The 19,134-nt window shown below is 69.4% G+C and carries 12 protein-coding genes; 7 read left to right on the top strand and 5 right to left on the bottom strand.

The window, feature by feature from the left end:
* Positions 1 to 448: 448 nt before the first annotated feature.
* Positions 449 to 2,434: an N-6 DNA methylase gene (locus ACFWDI_RS22315; protein ID WP_385306258.1), complete on the bottom strand. Its 1,986-nt coding sequence runs from the start codon at positions 2,432 to 2,434 to the stop codon at positions 449 to 451.
* Positions 2,435 to 2,599: 165 nt separating this feature from the next.
* Between ACFWDI_RS22315 and ACFWDI_RS22320 the strand changes: the two genes are divergently transcribed.
* The 4 genes from ACFWDI_RS22320 (at position 2,600) to ACFWDI_RS22335 (ending at position 12,689) form a co-directional block, all read left to right on the top strand.
* Entirely contained in the window at positions 2,600 to 3,520 is a 921-nt protein-coding gene (locus tag ACFWDI_RS22320) for a serine/threonine-protein kinase (RefSeq protein WP_385306260.1), read from the top strand.
* A gap of 184 nt (positions 3,521 to 3,704) precedes the next feature.
* Positions 3,705 to 4,964, top strand: a complete 1,260-nt coding sequence (locus ACFWDI_RS22325; RefSeq protein ID WP_385306261.1) for a protein kinase — start codon at positions 3,705 to 3,707, stop codon at positions 4,962 to 4,964.
* Positions 4,965 to 5,121: 157 nt separating this feature from the next.
* Positions 5,122 to 8,367: a DISARM system SNF2-like helicase DrmD gene (drmD, locus tag ACFWDI_RS22330; protein WP_385306263.1), complete on the top strand. Its 3,246-nt coding sequence runs from the start codon at positions 5,122 to 5,124 to the stop codon at positions 8,365 to 8,367.
* On the top strand, positions 8,364 to 12,689 hold the full coding sequence (locus tag ACFWDI_RS22335; protein WP_385306264.1) for an Eco57I restriction-modification methylase domain-containing protein: 4,326 nt from the start codon (positions 8,364 to 8,366) through the stop codon (positions 12,687 to 12,689). Before drmD ends, ACFWDI_RS22335 begins: the two co-directional genes overlap by 4 nt.
* Before the next feature lie 85 nt (positions 12,690 to 12,774).
* On the opposite strand, the gene ACFWDI_RS22340 is transcribed toward ACFWDI_RS22335, so the two are convergent.
* Positions 12,775 to 12,981: a DUF397 domain-containing protein gene (locus ACFWDI_RS22340; protein WP_385306266.1), complete on the bottom strand. Its 207-nt coding sequence runs from the start codon at positions 12,979 to 12,981 to the stop codon at positions 12,775 to 12,777.
* Complete coding sequence (locus tag ACFWDI_RS22345) at positions 12,978 to 13,844, bottom strand: Scr1 family TA system antitoxin-like transcriptional regulator (RefSeq protein WP_385306268.1); 867 nt, start codon at positions 13,842 to 13,844, stop codon at positions 12,978 to 12,980. Before ACFWDI_RS22345 ends, ACFWDI_RS22340 begins: the two co-directional genes overlap by 4 nt.
* A 60-nt stretch (positions 13,845 to 13,904) precedes the next feature.
* Between ACFWDI_RS22345 and ACFWDI_RS22350 the strand changes: the two genes are divergently transcribed.
* Both ACFWDI_RS22350 and ACFWDI_RS22355 read left to right on the top strand, forming a co-directional pair.
* Complete coding sequence (locus ACFWDI_RS22350; RefSeq protein WP_385306270.1) at positions 13,905 to 14,066, top strand: hypothetical protein; 162 nt, start codon at positions 13,905 to 13,907, stop codon at positions 14,064 to 14,066.
* A gap of 4 nt (positions 14,067 to 14,070) precedes the next feature.
* Entirely contained in the window at positions 14,071 to 14,565 is a 495-nt protein-coding gene (locus tag ACFWDI_RS22355) for an ATP-binding protein (RefSeq protein ID WP_385306272.1), read from the top strand.
* 66 nt (positions 14,566 to 14,631) lie between these two features.
* Here the strand turns inward: ACFWDI_RS22355 and ACFWDI_RS22360 are convergent, their stop codons facing one another.
* Positions 14,632 to 15,339: a hypothetical protein gene (locus ACFWDI_RS22360; protein WP_385306273.1), complete on the bottom strand. Its 708-nt coding sequence runs from the start codon at positions 15,337 to 15,339 to the stop codon at positions 14,632 to 14,634.
* Positions 15,340 to 15,400: 61 nt separating this feature from the next.
* Here ACFWDI_RS22360 and ACFWDI_RS22365 point away from each other — a divergent pair, with 61 nt between their 5' ends.
* Complete coding sequence (locus tag ACFWDI_RS22365) at positions 15,401 to 15,820, top strand: hypothetical protein (protein ID WP_385306274.1); 420 nt, start codon at positions 15,401 to 15,403, stop codon at positions 15,818 to 15,820.
* On the opposite strand, the gene ACFWDI_RS22370 is transcribed toward ACFWDI_RS22365, so the two are convergent.
* Positions 15,815 to 19,117, bottom strand: a complete 3,303-nt coding sequence (locus ACFWDI_RS22370) for a type ISP restriction/modification enzyme (RefSeq protein ID WP_385306275.1) — start codon at positions 19,115 to 19,117, stop codon at positions 15,815 to 15,817. The genes ACFWDI_RS22365 and ACFWDI_RS22370 overlap by 6 nt on opposite strands.
* Between the last annotated feature and the right edge of the window lie 17 nt (positions 19,118 to 19,134).

A 19,134-nucleotide genomic window follows, 5' to 3' on the forward strand; every position in this document is an offset into this window, starting at 1 on the left:
GATACCGATGATCCGGCCCGCCTCGTTGTTGCTCAGGCCACATGCCGCGCAGGGTGACCGCTCGTACCCTGAAGCGGATGCCTGCGGACGTCCATCTCCATGGGAAGCCGGATCACCAGGCGCGCAGTGGTCCAGATCCCTGTCCGGTACTCGGTGAAGTGGCGGGAGGTGTCCCATGAGCAGGGACCGCGCGACTGGCCCTGGCGGCGGGCGCAGCGGCGCTTCTGGTGCTGGTGGTCTTCGCCGGGCTCGCCCGGCCGCACGGCGGCCTGACACGGTGGAACCGCTGCCAGTTCTGGCCTTGGCTTCGGCGACTCACCACGCAGGAACCGGCTTTTCTGAGGTCGTTGCTCGTTGCTCCGCCCCCTGGCGCCGGAAAAGGAGCGATCGCCCTGCGGACAGCCCCAGGGGGAGCCGGAACGCTGTGTGCCGCCCCGGCGGGAGAAGGTCAGGTGGTCAGCCCGCCTGCCGCAAGTCGATCACTCATGTCGCTCACCAACCCCTTGCCCGAACTGTCAGCTGCGGTGAGCAGCTCTTCGAAGGCCCGGAGGCGACGGAACGTCTCGGCAAACACCGTCTGCTTCTCCAGGGGAAACTGGAGCACCTGGAGACGCCGGATGTCGACCCTGGACGAACTGGAGGCGTGGGTCCCCGCCTGGCGCCCGTTGGCCGGCGCGCACAGACAGCCGGCGAGGAAGTGGGCTTCCAGCTTCTCCGCATCCACCCGCAGCATGTAGAGCTGAGGGCCCAGGGCCATCGGCGGTCCTTCGTGGACCCATGCCTTGAAGGCTCGAGCCACGCCGGCAACCACGACGTCGCCCTCCTCGGCGATGGCTGGGGCCGAGCCGGTGGAGACCATGCCGCTGGGAGTGCCGTCGTGCAGAAGGTCGGCGATGGTGAGGAGCGGTACGGCGTCCCCGCGAGCCGTTGGGGCCGACTCCGGCGGCTGCTGGCCGACGCGCAGTGTCAGTGCCCCGGCTTTGACGAGGTCCCCCACCGTCGTCGTGGTCTGTGAAGTCCCGGCCTGGAAATCGAGTGCGGACAGACGCCGCGCATGATCGGCCAGCTCGGTCAGCAACGACCCGAACTCGTCCCACTTGCCGACGAGTTCCTTACCGGACGGCTCGGTCGTCGCCGCGGTGTAGCGTCCCGGAGTGACGTCCACCTCGTCGTCGAGAAGGTCGAGCAGGGGGACACACACGGCGCCCTTCGGCGGCTCCTGGTCCACTTGGTCGAGGGTCGCCATCGCGGTGAGTACGAACGAACCGAGGCCGTCCCAGTCGGGGCTCGGCTCGCGCGTTCCTGACCTGGCGAAATGTGTGGCGTCCACCAGGAGGGCATTCTGGCTCGGGGGAGCGGCTGCAGGGCCGTCCGGTGCCGCCCGGAGGATCCACAACTGCAATGACACGCTGTGCGGTTGGGCGCTGCCAGGGGGCAGGGAAACGACCGCTCGGAGCGCTCCGGTGCGTAGCAGCGAGCCGCGGATACGGCGGCCCGCCTTGCGTGACGCGACGGCCGGCGGAAGGACGACCACGGCGGCCCCGCCCGGCTTGAGGTGGGACAGCAGGTGCTGCACCCAGGCCAGTTCGGGCTCGGTGCGAGGGGGCAGGCCGTGCGTCCAGCGCTGGTCGGTGGCGAGTTCCTCGTAGCCCCAGTCGCGTTCGTTGAAGGGTGGGTTGCACAGTGCGATGTCGGCTTTCGCGCCGGCGAAGGGGTCGTCCCGCAGTGAGTCGGCGGTGGCGATCCGCGTCCGGATGTCGCGGTCCTCCGCCAGGAACGCGAGCCGGCCGGCCGTCAACGCGGCCAGCGCCGGGTCCCTTTCACACGCGAGTACCTCCAGCCCCGAGCTGTCGTACTCCTGCACTGCCGCGGCGGCCAGGTGTCCCGTGCCGCATGCCGGATCGAGGAGGGTCAGTCCGCCCTGTGCCGGACCGAGGCGGACGGCGAGAGCGATCCGGGCCATCAGCGCGGCGAGTTGCGGCGGCGTGGTGCTGAGCTGTCGGACATGGGTCTCCAGCCACCGTTGCAGCAGAAACTCGAAGGTCTCACGCGGTCCCTCTTCCCGTCCCACCTGCGCCGCCTGGGCCACCAGGTCACGGGCTTGCGCGGAGAGTTCGGGATGGGCGATCCGAGCCCTGGAGGAACGCATCCGGCGAGCCGCCTCGGCGATGGCCAGCCCCGACTCGTTCCGACTGCCGAGTGCCTCGAAGCGCGGCCAGAGGAGTTCCCGGCCGCCGATGTCTCTCAGCTTGCCGTTGTCCCGCAGCCACTGCTCGACCTCTGCCAGCGAGAACTGCGGACTGACGTCGGTTCCCCCGATCCGGGTGGGGAAGGAGTCATGGCGGCGGCGCCAGTTGCTCACGGCGGCTCGCCCGACGCCGGCGATCCGGGCGATCTCGGCCAGGCTGACGGGGACGGCGTCATGGGCACTCATGGTTCAGTCTCCGAGGTACTTGGCGGCTGGACTGGTCGGCGTTCCCAGCGGCCGTTCATGCGGGGAAGGCTACTACCCTCATTGACTTTGTTCACAGCGTGTACGTTCCATCTTGTTGTGTAGGGAATGTGGAGGTCGGCAAATATGTGGAGTCCCGTGCCGGGAATGGTGATCCACGACCGCTATCGGTTGGAGTCCATCCTGGGCCGCGGAGTGATGGGGCACGTGTGGCAGGGACGCGATCTGCCTCTTGACCGGCCCGTCGCGGTGAAGACCGTCGCCACGGAACTGTTGGCCGTGGCGAGCAGCCGCGACGCCGCACTCGCACGGTTCGGCAGGGAGACGCGGGCGGCCGCGCGCCTCGACCACGCGAACGTCGCCACGGTCTTCGACGCGTCGATCACGGACGACACGTGCTGCCTGGTGATGGAACTGATCGACGGCACCACGCTCGAGTACCTCTTCGACCAGCAGGAGGACGGCCGGTTCGACGTGCCCTCGGCGGCCGCAGTCGCCGCCCAGCTGTGCGCGGGGCTGTCCGCGGTCCACGCGGCCGACCTGGTGCATCGCGACCTCAAGACGCAGAACGTCATGGTCCGCCGCGACGGCGTCGTGAAGATCCTCGACTTCGGCCTGGTCAAGCTGCTCGGCGACACCGACCCGCGGCTGACGACGACCGGCGAGGGCGTCGGCAACCTCATCTGCGCCTCTCCCGAGCTGCTGGCCGGCCGGGACCGACTCGACGGCCGCAGCGACCTGTACGCCGTGGGCTGCCTGCTGCACCACATGCTCACCGGGGAGACGCCCTTCCCCACGGATCAGCCGGCGCTCCTGGCCTCCCACCATCTCGCCTCGCCCCCGCCCCTCGTCGCCGACGTGGGGGTGCGTGTTCCCGGGGATCTCCAGGACCTGATCACGGCCCTGCTGGCCAAGCGGCCGGACGACCGTCCCGCGTCGGCGGCCGAGGTCTACGCCGGGCTGGCGCCCCACCTGCCGGAGCCGGATCCCGGGTTGGCCGTCAGGCGGACTCCGCCCGAGGACCCGCGCCGTCCCTTCCTGATCCCGCAGGGCCCAATGCCCCTGTGAACGACAGGGTCACCGGGTTCCGGCGAGGGCGCTCCGATGGTTGCAGCCCGCACTTTTTTGGTCACGTGCAGCACAGGAGTCTCGTGACCGGTGACAGAATGGCCCGGTCGGCGGGGGTGCCGTGAGGCTCCCGGCCGTGGGAGGCGGCGGGCGCGGCAGGCGCCGGAACTGGGGGCGGGGCGCGATGCGGCGGAGCCTTGGACGGTACGAGCTGACGCACGAGCTGGGCCGGGGCGGGATGGGCGTCGTCTGGGCGGCCCACGACCGCGACCATGACCGCGAGGTGGCCGTCAAGCTCCTCGCGACGCGCGGCCGCGGTGCCGAACTGAGCACGCTGGAGCGCCGGTTCCTGCGCGAGATCCGCCTGACCGGCCGCCTGCGGCACCCGGGCGTCCCCGCCGTCCACGACCACGGCAACCATGAGGGCGAGCTGTATCTGGTCATGGATCTCGTCCCGGGCTGGGCCCTGGACGCCGTCCTCAAGAACGATGGCCCCCTGCGCGTCGAGCAGGCGGCAGACGTGGCCCGCCGCGCGTCCGAGGTGCTGTCCTACGCCCACGGTCAGGGGGTCGTGCATCGCGACCTGAAGCCGTCGAACCTGATGTTGACCCCCGACGGGGAGATCAAGGTCCTGGACTTCGGGGTCGCCGCGGCTCTGGAGCCCCAGCCGGGCGAAACCCGTTTCACCGCTGCCAACGCCACTCCCGGCACGGTCGTCTACATGGCGCCCGAACAGGCCGTCGGACGGACCGTGCCCGCGAGCGACCTGTACTCGCTGGGGTGCGTCCTGTACGAACTGCTCACCGGCGCGCCCCCTTTCACGGACGCCAGCCCGTTCATGCTGTACCACCGGCACGCCAACGACCCCGTCCCGCCGCTCGCCGACCGTCGCCCCGGCGTACCGAACGGCCTGCGGACACTGGTCGAGCGGCTGCTGGAGAAGAAGCCCGAGGACCGGCCCGCCTCCGCCGAGGAGGTGGCCGCCCTGCTCGCCGCCTGGGCGCCCCGACCGGCTCCCGTCGGGGCCACGCCCGCTCACCCACGGCTGGTCGAGCTGGCCGCCCTGCGCAGGGCAGGACGTCCGGCCCGCGCTCTGGAGGAGTACCGCGAGCTGATGGCCGTCCCTGGCCTCGACCGCGCGGGCACGCTCGCCGCCCGGGCCGGAGCCGCCCTGTGCGCGGGGACGCTCGGCCGCACCCGCGAGGCCCTGGACGAGCTGAAGTCCGTCCTCGCCGAACAGCGCAGCCTGCTCGGGCCGGGCAACCCCGCCGTGCTGGACACCCGCTACGAGATCGCCGTCCTGCTGATCCGCACCGGGGAACGGCACGCCGCCGAGGAGCTGTTGCGCCGCCTTGTGGACGAGGAGGAGACGGTCCTGCCCGAGTCCGACACCGGGCACGGACGGAGCCGGAAGCTGCTGGAGCGGCTGCGCCGCATGGGCTGAGGACCGCCGGATCCGAACTGCGGACTCGATAGTTTGTAATCTCTGTTCACAGACTACGGCGCGTGTTAGCCTGCCGTCGCGTCGTTCCGGAGGGGAGACAGGACACGGGACACTGTCTACGGACGACGGCAGGTGAACACCGAGGGGAACAGCGCCCATGACGCCAGCAGCTCAGCGCGAGACCGAGCGGACGGGGGCGCAGCCGCTCCCCGAAGAAGGCAACCTGGTCGAGGTGCGCGGCCAGTCCTGGGTGGTCGCCCGCGTCGAGCCGTCCCCTGCCGCCTCCGACGGCGACGAGTCCCGGCGCCCCGCGACCCTGGTCCACCTCCAGTCCGTCGCCGACGGCCGCTTCGGCGACACCCTCTCCGTGATCTGGGAGGTCGAGCCCGGCCGCCGCGTCCTGCCCGCCGGCTCCCTGCCCGACGCCTCCACGGGCTCCTACGACTCCCCGAACCGCCTCGCCGCGTTCCTCGACGCGGTCCGCTGGTCCGCCGTCGCCTCCGCCGACGGCAGGACCCTCCAGGCCCCGTTCCGCTCCGGCGTCGCCGTCGAGCCGTACCAGCTGGAGCCGGTCTCCCGGGCGGTCGGCGCGCCCCGCGTCAACCTCCTCCTCGCTGACGACGTCGGCCTCGGCAAGACCATCGAGGCCGGCCTCGTCGTGCAGGAACTCATGCTGCGCGGCCGGGCTCGCCGCACCATGGTCGTCTGCCCCGCCGGCCTCACCCTCAAGTGGCGCGACGAGATGGCTGAGAAGTTCGGCCTGGAGTTCACCATCGTCGACTCCGAGCACTGCGCCCGCCTGCGCCGCACCCACGGCACCGCCGCCAACCCCTTCCGCGTCCACCCGCTCACCATCGTCTCCCTGCCTTGGCTGCGGGGCCAGAAGGCCCAGCGCCTCCTCGACGAGGTCATCGGCGCCCCCGAGGAGAGCTCCGACGGCGAGCACAAGCGCTTCTTCGACCTGCTCGTCCTCGACGAGGCGCACCACGTCGCGCCCGCCGCGCCCAAGCAGGTGTACGCGGTCGACTCCCAGCAGACCAAGCTGATCCGGCGCCTCGTCCCGCACTTCGAGCACCGGCTCTTCCTCTCCGCCACCCCGCACAACGGCTACCCGGAGTCCTACACGGCGCTCCTCGAACTCATCGACGACCAGCGCTTCGCACGCGGCGTCGACCCCGACAAGGAAGCACTGAAGGACACGGTCGTACGTCGTCTGAAGTCGACCATCACGGAGCGGGACGGTGTGACGCGCCGTTTCCGGGACCGTCTGATCCGCGATCTCTCGGTTGACTACACCCAGCAGGAGCGCGAGATCCACCAACTGCTCGGTTCCTTCGCCGCGTTGCGTCGCGGGAAGCTGACCCCGAAGGCCCGGGGCGGCCGCCGCGCCGCCGACCTGGTGACCCTGCTGCTGAAGAAGCGGCTGTTCTCCTCCCCGGCGGCCTTCCTCCACACCGTCCAGGTCTACCTCTCCCACCTGGAGGACACGGGCCCCGCGCGCGGCCGCACGGCAGCCGCCGAAGTCCCTGAGTGGCTGGAGGAGTTCGCCGATCTCGTCGCCGACCTCGACGACACGGGTCTGGTCGACGCCGAGGACGACGCCCTGACCCGCTCCACCTCGCTCACCCCGGCGGAGGACGGCCAGGAACTGGACCTGCTCCAGGAGATGGAGCGCTGGGCACTCACCCACGAGGCCGCGCCCGACTCCAAGGCCGAGGCGCTGATCGCCGAACTCAAGGCCGTCTGCCGCCCCGACGGCAAGAAGTGGACCAACGAACGGGTCGTGGTCTTCACCGAGTACCGCGACACCCAGAAGTGGCTCCACGACCTCCTCCAGCAGGAAGAACTCACCGACGGGGGCCGCGTCGAGCGCCTGCACGGCGGCCTGTCCGCCGAGGAGCGCGAGCGCATCCGCCTCGGCTTCCAGACCGAGCCGTCCCGCGCCGAGGGCAGGGTCCGCATCCTCCTGGCCACCGACGCTGCCGGCGAGGGCATCGACCTCCAGAACCACTGTCACCGCCTGATCAACTACGACATCCCCTTCAACCCCAACAAGCTCGAACAGCGCATCGGCCGTATCGACCGCTGGGGCCAGAAGCACGACCCGGAGATCACCCACTTCATCGGCTCCGGCTGGCAGCAGGCGCAGGCCGGCTCGTACGAGGCCGACCTGGAGTTCCTCTCCCGGATCGCCAAGAAGGTCGCGCGCATGGAGGCCGACCTCGGCTCCGTCAACGCCGTCCTCGCCGACGCCGTACAGCGCCGGATGACCGGCGACACCGCACCAGTCGACATCGAGAACGCCAAGCCCAAGCCGATCAAGGGCCGCCGCACGGGCGGCGAGGTCGCGCCGGAGCAGAACGTCACCGCGCAGACGAAGCGGCTCGCCGACCAGTACGACGAGACGGTGAGCGCGCTCGGCCTCACGCCCGGCAACGTCAAGCGCGTCGTGGACACCGCGCTGGCGCTGGACAACCAGCCGCCGCTGCTGCCGTCCACGCTGCGGGCGGAGGACTTCGAGCCGGGCGACCTCTTCGACGTACAGCCCCTGTCCGGCAGCTGGGAGCGCGCCACCCGCGGCCTCGCCCACAAACTCCGCGAGGGCGAGCAGCGCCCGCTCACCTTCTCCCCGGCGGTGGCCGCCCAGGGCAGGGACGACGTGGTCCTCGCCCACCTCAAGCACCCGCTCGTGGCGCTCTCCACGCGCCTGCTGACCGCCGCCGTCTGGAACGCGGACCTGATCGGCCTCCACCGCGTCACGGCCGTCGTGTCCGACGATCCGGCCGTGACCACGACCCTCGTCTCCGCGTACGCGCGGTACGTCCTCGTCGGCACCGACGGCACCCGCCTGCACGAGGAAGTGCTGTACGCGGGCGGCTGGTTCGGCGACACCGGCCGCTTCCGCCGCTGGGAGTCGGTGAACGAACAGGGCAGGGTCCTCTCCCAGGCACTCACCGAGGGCGTCGAGGCGGCCCCGCACCTCCGCAGGGATCTCACCGAGGCCTGGCCGAGGCTGCGCGACCCCCTCTACCGGTCCCTGGAGGCCCGCGCCGGCGAACTCGGCCGCCAGTTGGAAAGCAGGCTCGCCGACCGACGGACGGAAGAGGAACGCCGTATCACCGCGACCCTCGACCGCTTCGAGGCCACCCTGCGCGCCAAGCTCAAGGAGGAGGGTGACGGCGAGGGCGAACAACTCGCGCTGCTGTCCACCCACGAGCTCACCGGCCACGAGCGCCGCCAGTTCGAGGACGACCGCCGCCGCTGGGACGACCGCTTGAAGGGCCTCCCCGCGGAACGAGAACGCGAACTCGCCGCCATCGCCGCCCGCTACCGCGAGCCCCGCTCCCACCTCTTCCCCGCCGCCGTCGTCTTCGTGATCCCCGCAAAGGAAGCCCGCCGATGAGCCCCCGCCGCCCCGTGAGCTCCGGAGTAGCCGCCGCCAAGGCCCAGGCCGCCGACGGCCGCAGGCAGCACCAGGAGTGGCTCGACCTCACCGAGGTCTCCGGCCCCTTCCTGACCATGCCCGTCCTCCTGCGCGCCTGGCCCCAACTCGACGCCCTGGAAAAGGACGAGCGCGCCCGCCTCCGCGCCCGCCACGCCGACTGGCAGACGGACACGACGGCGGGCCGCGACGAGTGGGTGGCCTACGTGCTGGGCCGCCTGCTGGGCTGGGACGACGCGTTGGCGTTCCGCCAGGGCGAGTCGGAGCACCACGGCCTCGATCGCCTCACCCTGCGCGTCGCGGAGCACAACACCGAGGTGCGCCCCAACTTCGCGCTGGTCGAACCGGGCACGGACCTCGCGGTCGAACCGGACGCGGAGTCGGCCGCCAAGCGCGTACGCCTACTCGGCCTGACGGTCCCGGCGGGCACGGCGCCCACGGCCCGCGTCGGCGGTGGCGGCGACTGGTCCGCGGCCCCCGCCGACCGCCTGGCCCGCCTCCTGCGCCACCACGGCGTACCGCTCGGCCTGGTCACCGACGGCCGCTGGTGGTGCCTGGTCTGGGCTCCCCTCGGCGGCGTCACGACCACGGCCGTCTTCGACTCCATCGGCTGGAACGAGCGGGCCGAGCGCAACGTCGTCCGCGCGTTCGTGTCCCTTCTGCGCCGCCGCCGCTTCTTCGAGTACGACGACGCCGAGACGCTGGTGGGCCTGCTCAAGGCCAGCCTCGCGGCGGGCGAGGACGTCACCGAGGCGCTGGGCGTCCAGGTCCGCCAGGCGGTCGAACTCCTCGTGGATGCCATAGGGCGCGCGGATGTGCGGGCGGTCGAGCACGGGGCACCGGGCCTGCACGCGTCCGGGGTGAGCTCGGGTGAGGTCTACCGCGGCGCGGTGGCGGTCATGATGCGTGTCGTCTTCCTTCTGTTCGCGGAGGAGCGCGGCCTGCTCCCGGCGGACAACGAGGTGTACGCCCGCTCCTACTCCGCCCGCTTCCTGCGCGACGAGCTGAAGGCGCGGGCGGACGAGGAGGGCGAGACGTCGCTGGAGCACACGACGTCCGCGTGGCACCGCCTGATCGCCCTCTTCCACGCCGTGCACGGGGGAGTGGACCACTCGGGTTCGGGCTTCCACCTCCCGGCGTACGACGGCTCGATCTTCGACCCGGACAAGTACCCGTGGCTGGAGCGCACCACCCCGCTCCTGCCCATCGACGACCGCACGGTCCTGCACATGCTCCAGGCAGTGCAGGAGGTCCGCGTCGGCAAGGGCAAGGACCGGGAGGTCCGCACACTCAGCTTCCGCGCGCTGGACGTCGAGCAGATCGGCTACGTGTACGAGGGCCTGCTGTCGTTCGACGGACGCCGGGCCACCGAGCACATGGTGGGCCTGATCGGCCCCGAGGGCCTGGAACACGAGGTCACCCTGCGGGAGTTGGAGGCGCTGGCGGCGAAGGCCGGCGGTTCCGTGAAGACGCTCGCGAAGTCCGTCCACGAGAAGTGGAAGGACCCGAAGCCCCCGGCGACGGCGGGCCAGTTGGAGAAGAAGCTGGCTCCGCTCGGCACGGAGGACGGGGCGGAAGCACGGCGCCGGCTGAACGCGGTGACGAAGGACCCGGCGCTGACGGAACGGCTGCTGCCGTTCGTCGGCATCCTCCGAGACGACCTGCGGGGCCTGCCGACGGTCATTCCGAACGGCGCGCTGTACGTCACGGAGTCCTCCCTGAGGAAGAACACGGGCACGCACTACACGCCCCGCTTCCTGGCGGAGGAGGTCGTGCTGCACGCGCTGGAGCCGCTGGTGTACGAGCCGGGCCCGCTCCAGACGGCGGACACGGGGGAGTGGCGCCTGAAGTCGGCGGACCAGATCCTCGACCTCAAGGTCGCGGACATCGCGATGGGCTCGGCGGCGTTCCTGGTCGCGGCCTGCCGTTACCTGGGCGACCGCCTGATCGAGGCGTGGGAGTCCGAGGGCCGCGCGGACGCGATGGCGTACCGGGCGGGCCGGGCCGTGGACGCGGTGACGGCGGCGGACGCGGAGCAGGACCCGGTGGTCGTCGAGGCACGACGCCAGATCATCGAGCACTGCCTGTACGGCGTCGACATCAACCCGATGGCCGTGGAGATGGCCAAGCTGTCGCTGTGGCTGGTGTCGATGGACCCGGGGCGACCGTTCACCTTCCTGGACGACCGGTTGGTGGCGGGGGACTCGCTGCTCGGCGTGCACAACATGGAGCAGATCCAGTCGGTGCACATGAAGCCGAGCGGGCAGACCGACGTCCTGGCCGAGCAGGCGCGGGAGTTGGTGGATCAGTTGACGCGGGAGCGGTTGGCCATCACAGCCATTCAGGGAGTGGACCTGCCTGCGCTCCAGGAGAAGCGCGAGCGGCTGGTGGAGGTCAACCGGCACTCGCGGCGGCTGCGGCTGGTGGGCGACCTGATCGCGGGGGCGGCGCTGGCCACTTGTGCTTCGGGGCGGGTGCCTTGGTATGAGGAGGAGGGCGGGGAGCGGGTCAGGGATCTGTTCCCGCGGGCTGCGTGGATCGTGCAGCGGATCATGGAGGACGGGGTCGAGGACGACTCCGAGGTGGTGCGCGAGGCTCGGGCCACGGCGGAGGACTGGCTGGGGGCTGAACTGCCGGAGGGGGCGTTGGAGCGGCGGCCGGTGCATTTGCCTTTGGTGTTTCCGGAGGTGTTTTCGCTTCGCGCTGGTTTCGATGCAATTGTGGGGAACCCGCCTTTTCTAGGGGGGAAGAAGCTAACCGCCCCGTTCGGGCAGGCGTACCGTGAATACCTCGTTGACTACCTCGCTGGTGGCAGGCGGGGCAACGCAGATTTGGTGGCCTATTTTGAGCTGCGTGCGCATGATCTGCTAAATCTCAGAGGGGGGACGGGGCTAATCGCCACAAACACCCTGGCTCAGGGGGATACGCGAGAGGTTGGACTCGACCAGATCGTGGACATGGGCGTTGAAATTCGCAGAGCTGTCAAGAGTTCGCCGTGGCCATCGAGTTCAGCAGTTCTTGAGTATTGTGCGGTGTGGACTAGTCAGCGTGGGAGTGGACATGAGGCTCTGCGGATTCTTGATGGCGCCATAGTGCCAAACGGAATCACTTCGTCGCTCAACCCGCAGTCACGCGAATCCTCATGGTCGGCAAAGCTGGCTCGAAGCGCAGGTTGTGCCTATATTGGCAACTTCGTCAATGGGATTGGTTTTGTGCTCACGGAGCAGGAGGCGGGAGAAATGGCCGCTAAAGATCCCGCGTCGCGGGATGTCTTGTTTCGATATCTTACTGGGCAAGATCTTAATAACAGTCCCACCTCGACAGCTAGTCGAATGATTATTGATTTCCGGGACCGGTCTTTGGCGGATGTCGAGCAGTATCCAGGAGCGCTAGCTAGGGTTCGTGACCTGGTGAAGCCGCAGCGAGATCGACTGGGTGATGATAAGCGCGCCACGCGCGAGAAGTGGTGGCAGTATGAAAAGCTTGCTCCTGGCCTACGTGCGGCGCTAAAGCCGATGCGTCGCGTAATTGTGATGGCGCTGGTGAGTAAAGTTGTGATGCCGGCGATGGTCTCAACAAATCAGGTATTTTCGCATAAGCTTGCCGTTTTTGTCTCTGAAGATTTTGGGCTCCTCTCATTTCTTTCCAGTGCGCCTCACTATTGGTGGGCTCTTGATCGCAGTTCAACCATGAAGGCTGACCTGAATTACAGTCCGTCCGACGTCTTTGAGACGCTAGTCCGACCCGAGTTCACTTCCTATCTCCACAGTGTCGGAGTGCAACTCGATGCCTGCCGACGTGACTTGATGCTCGCACGTAGCATCGGTCTTACGGACACCTATAACTTGGTCCACAGTCCCAACTGTCACGACGAGGACATCGTCGAACTCCGCCGTATCCACCGGGAGATTGATAGGGCCACCGTCGAGGCGTATGGCTGGCATGACTTGCTGGATGAGACCAGGCGGACGCAGCCCATCAATCCGACTCACGAGACGTTTCCCCTCGATCACGGTTTCCACGAGACCGACCAGGGCGTCCGCTACACCATCGGTCTATTGGCCCGCACCGAGATCATCGACCGCCTGCGTCAGCTGAACCATCAGGCGTACGCAGACGAGGTTCACCTCGGCTTGCACAAGGGTGTGACGGATAAGAAGGTGCGAGAGAAGCACCCCGAGCTGCCCCCGCCGTCTCCCGAAGCCATCCGCAAGCGCAAGGAGAAGTTGGCCGCACGAGGTGGGTCGGATTTCGGTGAGGGTACCGAGGGCGCCCTGTTCTGAGCCGACAGCATGACAACGGGCTCGCTCCCGTCACCCCAGGTCACACAAGCGAGCCCGTTGTTGCGCTCAGAAGCCGCGCCCGGCCCTACTCCACCGTGAGCGCCACAAACGCCGCCCACTCGCCCCGGCCGATCCGCAGTACCGGCCCGCCACCCACGGCCTTCGAGTCCCGTACGTACACGCCCTCCAGGCCGGCGGCCACCTCCACGCAGTCGCCACCGCCCGACCCGCTGTAGCTGCTCTTGAACCAGCGCAGCCCGCTCACGTTCTCGGATACCTGCTCCACGCTCATGTCTCTCCCACCAGCCGTTCGATGAGCCGCGCAGACTCGACGCCGTTCAGAGCCTGCGATCGCAGCTTGCCATACCGCAACCCGAAGGCGCTGACCTCTGCGGGATCATGCACGACGCACCCGACTTCCTGCGACTCGATGTAGCCGAGGTGCTGGTGCTCCTTGGTCTCCAGAACCACGAACGGCCCGTTCAGACCGGAGTGGAACCCGCACGCGGCAGGCATGACCTGGACCTCCACGTTCCGCAACGTGCCCACCTCCAACAGGTGTTGCCACTGTCCACGCATGACCTCCGTGTCGCCCACCGGATTCCGCAGTGCCTCCTCCGCGATGATGAAGGACAACTCCGCTAGCGGCACCCGCGTCACCAGCCTCTGCCGGCTCAGCCGCGCCTCCGTGTGCTGTTCGATGATCTCCTCGCTGAGCGGCGGGCAGTGCCCGGCGAACAGAGCCCGCGCGTACGCCTCCGTCTGCAACAATCCAGGCACCAGCAGCGGATCGTAGGAGAACCGGCTCACCACCTCCGCCTCGATCAGCGCGAAGTTCCTGAAGAACCGAGGCAACTTGGCCCGATCCACCTCCCCCTGAAGCGCCTCCAGAACCCCGCTCGCCTCCAGCACCCGCTCCGCCGCCGCCGTGAACGCCGCCTTCGCCGGCCGTCGCCCCTGCTCCACCGAGGCCACCTGCTCCAGCGAGTAGCCGATCGCGTCGCCGAGTTGCTGCTGGTTCAACCCGGCCCGCTTGCGCAGGTACTGCAACAGCACCCCGTACGCCGACCACACGCCCGGCACATCGGGCCTCTCGTCCTTCGTCTTCGCGCCCCGCCCCGTCTGCGTGTCCCGTACGTCCCGTACCGTCTTCACAGTCCCACGCCCTTCCGTCCCGCTCCGCACCCCGCCCACGGCCGCGCTCGCCACCGGTCCATGTCCAACGCGACGGGCGGGAACCGGGACACGTGCCGGACCCGTACAACGCCCGTACAAGCCCCGTACAACCAAGCCCACGGCCGACCGCCCACTCCGTACGACGAGGACGACGTACGGCCGTCGTACCTGGTCAGCGGGCCGCTCACCCCGTCACGCTGACACCGTGACCCACCATCAGCTCACCGACGAGGCGAAGCCGCCTCACGCTCCGGCCCGCCAACTGACCCTGCGCTTCAGTGGCACGAGACGCGGCGCCCGCCTGGCCCGCCAACTCGCCGTCCAGCAATTCACCGAGTGGACGGGCCTCCCGCACGACTCCGACCCTGCCCGTGCCGTCGCTCTCGTCACCGCCGAGCTGGCCTCGAACGCGGTCCGCCACGGCAGCCTCCCCGGCCGGGACTTCCGCCTGACGCTGCTCCTCTTGCCCGACCGCTTCCGCGTCGAGGTGACGGACACCCGCCCCGAGCGCCTGCCTCCGCCGCCCGTGACGCCACAGGCCGCCGACGAGACGTCGGGCCGCGGACTGCTCATCGTCCAGTCCTACGCCGACCGTTGGGGAAGCACGGTCCGCGACGCGTACACGAAGACGGTCTGGGCGGAGATCCTCATTCATGGGCACGTCCCGCCGAATACCGACCACCAGGCTCACGGGACGTAACAGTCCAGCCTCCGGCCCACCTGCCGGGCAGAGCCTCCACGGCGGGGCTCGACGCCGCCGCCCGGATCAGGCCAGTCGCCTGCCCTGGACGAACCACGCGGCCTCTATCTGGTCCGGCAGGACTCCCGCCCGTTGTGCGTGGTCATGGGCGAGAGCCAGGTACCGGCTGTAGCGCGGCGTGGTCCAGCCTCCTCCGCGCCACTTCTCGCCGGTGTCGGCTTCCCGCAGCGCCAGGGCGACGAAACGGTCCAGGATCAGCGGACGCCACACCCCCGCACACCGCTCGTGACCGGCGAAGTACAGCACCTTGGTGAAGAACGCCGGGCCCAGGAACCTGATCCGGTGGTCATTGTTGAATGCGTAGTACGCCGCGACGGCCCCCTCCTCCTGGAGGATGCCCAACGCGGCTTCCAGGCGCGCGTCGATGTCCCGGGGCAAGGACTCCGCGAAGACGCGTGCGCGCCGCGAGACCGACTGGGCTCTGGTCCCGCTGCCCCAGACGAGGGCTGCGGTCAGAAGGTGCCGTCGGCCTTCGGCGGTGTCCGAGCGCCGGGCGATGCCGAAGACCGTGCTGCGGTCGACCCTGGGGCGGCCGGCCACCGTTGGGCAGTCGTCGAGTTCCGCGGGCCACCAGTCGGGGCCGGGCAGGAGAGGCAGCCAACGCGCCCGGTCGAACGGGATCTTCTGGCCGAGCACCTCGTCGCCGCCGGGGACAGCAGTCCCGTCCGGCATCATGGCCACCTTGGCCGCGCTCACGGTCTGAGTGTCGCGCATCGCATCATCAACACCTCGGTATCGGAACGGTGGAACACATGGCGCGGGCCATACTGGGGTCATGCTCGTTCCCAGCGGTCAGCTCTCGCCGCTTCAACAACACCTGTTGCAGGAACTGGATCTGTGTGACCTCCCGGCTCCCGAAAGGGCACCGGAGTCGTACATGGCTCGCGACCTCGACACGGACGAGATCCGGGACGCCTTGCCGACCCTGTTGTGGGCCGGACTGGTGGAGCGACGGGGTGGCGACCTGGGCACCCTCGCGCTCACCCCGCTCGGAGCGGCGGCCCTGCGCGCGGCGGAGTGCGACGAGCTGACGGCTCGCCTGAGCGCGGTGGCGTCCTTCGCCGACACCGTGTCCACGGGCGCGGCGCCCCGCCCCGCCGGGCTCGCCCTGAGACGACTCGCGGAGGGGACATGGACCCTGGAGCAGGCGAAGTCCTACGTCCGCACGGGTGAGACGGGCGCCGACCGCTCATGACTCGTCCGGCTGGCCGAAGTCCAGGACGACGCGGCGTCGGGCGCGAGTCGCCCCGGGCTGCGGCGGGAGCACGCCCGCCGATGTGAGGTCGGCGACCGTGACGACCGGCGAACCCACGATCTTCGTGGTGAGCGCCTGCTGTGCGGGTGCGAGGTCGACCAACCGCCGCAGGACGGACAGCAGGTCGATCAGGTCCTCGGTCCACTCGCTCGGCCAGGACGTGACGTGGATGTCGTCGAGCGGGCTCGTCTTCCGGCTGGTGGGGGAGGCCTTCCGGTAACCGAACCACTTCTTGACGACGTTCATCCCGCCGACTTCGTAGTTCCAGACCTCGGGCGGGACACCGGTGAAGGTGCCCGGACCCACCCGCAGGGTGCCGGTTTCCGCGTCGTAGGCGAGCGTGTCGGGCACGGTGGAGTCGATCCCGGTCTCGTACCGCACCTGCCGTGGGTCGCCCACCGGAAAGGCGACGCTCTCCTGGCCCGGCTCCTGCCCGGCCGGAGGGGGGCCGACGTCGCCGTAGGTCGCCGCCCACAGGAACTCGCGGCCGACGCGGACCGCTTCGCTCCACAGCACCGGGTCGCGGGTGAGGGGCAACCGGACACCTGGGGTGAGCAGTTCCTCGGCGAAGTGCTCCGTGAAGGCACTGTGTCCGGCGACGGCTACGGCGTAGGCGGCGAGGTCGTGCACGGTCAGGTCGTCCATGCCGAGGGCACCGGCCAGGTACCGGAGCAGTCCGGTGGGCACATTGGCGCCGCCGTCGGGATGGAGCAGGGGGTGCACCCTTCCGCCTCGGCCGTTGAAGTGGTGCGTGTCCGGTAACAGCGCGGTCGCCACCAGCGCGGGACCGCTGCTTATCTCATGGCTGCTCTGCTGATTGAGGAACACCTGCCCGGGCCGCAGGGACTCCCACAGGTCGGGCCGGGGCCGGTCGATGACTCGGCCGTCCGCGATGAGCCACTGGCGGTCGAAACTTCGTAGTCCGATCCGTAGAAGCCGTGGGCTGGTGGGAGGCTCATCACCTATGGGTCGGTCGGGGTGTGTGAACCCCGGCAGGCTCGCCGGCCGGGCGTCGAGACTGCGGCTGTCAGTCTCCTTGAACAGGTGGGCCTTGGCCTCGGGGCTCGTCTCACCGGTGAGACGAGCCCAGCGCTGTACCAGAACCGTTGCTGAAGGAGAGCTCACCCAGGACCGGTTCGACGTGATGCCAAGGCTGCCCCACGGGAACACGTCATCCAGCGCCGGATAGTCGTCCCACCCTGACAAGGTGGCCGGAGTGAACGGTCGCACCCCCCGCGCATGCGCGTCCCGCCAGCCCCCGTCATCCAGACTCACCGCCCGGAGCTGAGCGAACTTATCCGCCCGCCTGCCCTGCACAGCCCGGTAGTGGACGCGCGCCGGGCGGCCGGGGTCGTGATCCGCCCGCCGTACGAACACGCAGATCGACAACGGCTGGGCGACATGGGGGAACACGCGGGTGGCCACGTCCGACCGCTGCCCCTCTGGTGACAGGTTGATGATCCACCCCTCGTCGCACGTCCTGCGCAGATAGTCGCGCATGCCCCGCCCGGCGGGACCGGTGGCGAACGCCGACGGGGTGATGAAGCAGACGACGCCGTGCCGGTCGTCCGCATGGGCGTCGAAGACCTTCCAGGTGGCCCAGCGCCAGAAGTAGACGTACAGGTTCTTCAGCGCGTGCTCGTAACGGCCGTTGCCCGGATACCGGAAGTCGTCCAGGGGAGGACGGCCCTGACCTTTCACCCGTTTCTCGATCCAGCCGCCGCGATTCTCCGCCTTGTCGTCGTACGGCGGATTGGAGATGACCACGGTGACGGGGACGTTGGCCTTGACGTGGTTGGCGCGGGCGCGTGACACGGAGAGGGCCGCGTACGTCGAGGCGAGTTGCTCCTCCTGGACGTAGGGGTCGTCGAGCGTGTCCGTGACGTGGAGGTTGAGTCCGCCCGGCGGGAGTGGGGCGCCGTGCTTCTTCAGCAGGTCGGCGGCGCGGAGTTCGGCGACGGCGAACGGGCCCATCTGGAGCTCGAAGCCGTACAGTCGCTGGGCGAGCCGGCCGATCGCGTCGGGTGCCATGGCGTCGCCGTGCCGCTCGGCCGCCTGGCGCGCCACCCGCTCGATGACGGTGTGCAGGTAGGTGCCGGTGCCCATCGCGGGGTCGACGATGTGCACGCTCTCGTCGCCGTAGCCGCGCGTCTTGCCCAGGCGGGTGCGCAGTACCTCTTCGGCGAGCCGGACCATCTCCTCGACGACCTGGTGCGGGGTGTAGTACGAGCCGCTGCGCTGGCGGAGGCTGTCGTCGTAGACGGAGAGGAACGACTCGTAGAGGTGGAGGTAGGCGTCCCGGTTGCCCTGCCGGATGGTCTCCCATTCGACGGCCGCGACGGTACGGGCGAGGAGGTTCAAGGTCACTTCGAACCGCTCGTTGACGTTGTCGGTGAGCAGTTGCAGGGCTTTGCCCATCAGGGCGTGGCCAGCGTTGAGACGGCGGCCGATCTCGTGGAAGCTCGTGCCGGTGACCGGGATGCCCTCGGTGCGGGCGAGGAGCAGCGCGAAGGTGACCGTCTGGGCGTAGCCGTCGGCGAAGGTCGCGTCGTCGGCGGTGGGGAAGAGGAGCCGGCGCCAGTCGCTTCTGAGGCCGGTGAAAGGACGGTCGGCGGCGGAGTCGGCCGCGTTCAGCCCGGCTTCGGCCCGCAGTTGTTCCCGTACGGCCTCGCGCAGCAGGCGGCACAGCGGAGCGATGTGCTGGACGAGCACCGAAACACGACGGATCTTCGGCGGGTCCCAGCAGAGCACGGCCTGTGCCAGCGCGTCGAAGGCGGCGAGGTCGACGGCTGTCAGTTTCTCCCCAGCGCTCTTCAAAGCCCCCGACAGCACGACCTCCTCACCGATCTGCGCGCCGTACTGGAACACACGCCAGTGGGTGCCGTTGGTGTAGAGCAGGTTGGGGAGGTCGCGCAGGCGTTCCCACTGCCTCTTGTCGTGACCGGTGAAGGAGTCTGGATCGATGCTCTTCCCGGGCCGCTTCACCTCGATGTAGCCGGTCACGTCCTTGTCGACGCGTACGGCGTAGTCGGGCCGTACTCCCAGGTGCGGGATGCGGGTCTCTGGGTACCAGCCGATCTCGGAGCGGGCATGATGCGCGGCGATCGTGCGGAACAGTTGCTCCAGAGGGCTGCGGATGGCTGCCTCGCGGTCACCCGGGCCCAGCAGATTCTGTTTGCATTCGGCGCCGAAGACGGAAACAGCTTCCTTGAGCCACTGAAGACGTGCGTCAGCCATGGATCGTCCCCCCATCC

The organism is Streptomyces sp. NPDC060064 (assembly GCF_042736455.1).
Classification (GTDB): domain Bacteria; phylum Actinomycetota; class Actinomycetes; order Streptomycetales; family Streptomycetaceae; genus Streptomyces.

Excerpts from the sequence above, each read along its gene's own strand:
- ACFWDI_RS22315 (WP_385306258.1), bottom strand. The coding sequence starts at position 2,434 with ATGAGTGCCCATGACGCCGTCCCCGTCAGCCTGGCCGAGATCGCCCGG.
- ACFWDI_RS22320 (WP_385306260.1), top strand. The coding sequence starts at position 2,600 with ATGGTGATCCACGACCGCTATCGGTTGGAGTCCATCCTGGGCCGCGGA.
- ACFWDI_RS22325 (WP_385306261.1), top strand. The coding sequence starts at position 3,705 with ATGCGGCGGAGCCTTGGACGGTACGAGCTGACGCACGAGCTGGGCCGG.
- drmD (WP_385306263.1), top strand. The coding sequence starts at position 5,122 with ATGACGCCAGCAGCTCAGCGCGAGACCGAGCGGACGGGGGCGCAGCCG.
- ACFWDI_RS22335 (WP_385306264.1), top strand. The coding sequence starts at position 8,364 with ATGAGCCCCCGCCGCCCCGTGAGCTCCGGAGTAGCCGCCGCCAAGGCC.
- ACFWDI_RS22340 (WP_385306266.1), bottom strand. The coding sequence starts at position 12,981 with ATGAGCGTGGAGCAGGTATCCGAGAACGTGAGCGGGCTGCGCTGGTTC.
- ACFWDI_RS22350 (WP_385306270.1), top strand. The coding sequence starts at position 13,905 with ATGTCCAACGCGACGGGCGGGAACCGGGACACGTGCCGGACCCGTACA.
- ACFWDI_RS22360 (WP_385306273.1), bottom strand. The coding sequence starts at position 15,339 with ATGCGCGACACTCAGACCGTGAGCGCGGCCAAGGTGGCCATGATGCCG.
- ACFWDI_RS22365 (WP_385306274.1), top strand. The coding sequence starts at position 15,401 with ATGCTCGTTCCCAGCGGTCAGCTCTCGCCGCTTCAACAACACCTGTTG.
- ACFWDI_RS22370 (WP_385306275.1), bottom strand. The coding sequence starts at position 19,117 with ATGGCTGACGCACGTCTTCAGTGGCTCAAGGAAGCTGTTTCCGTCTTC.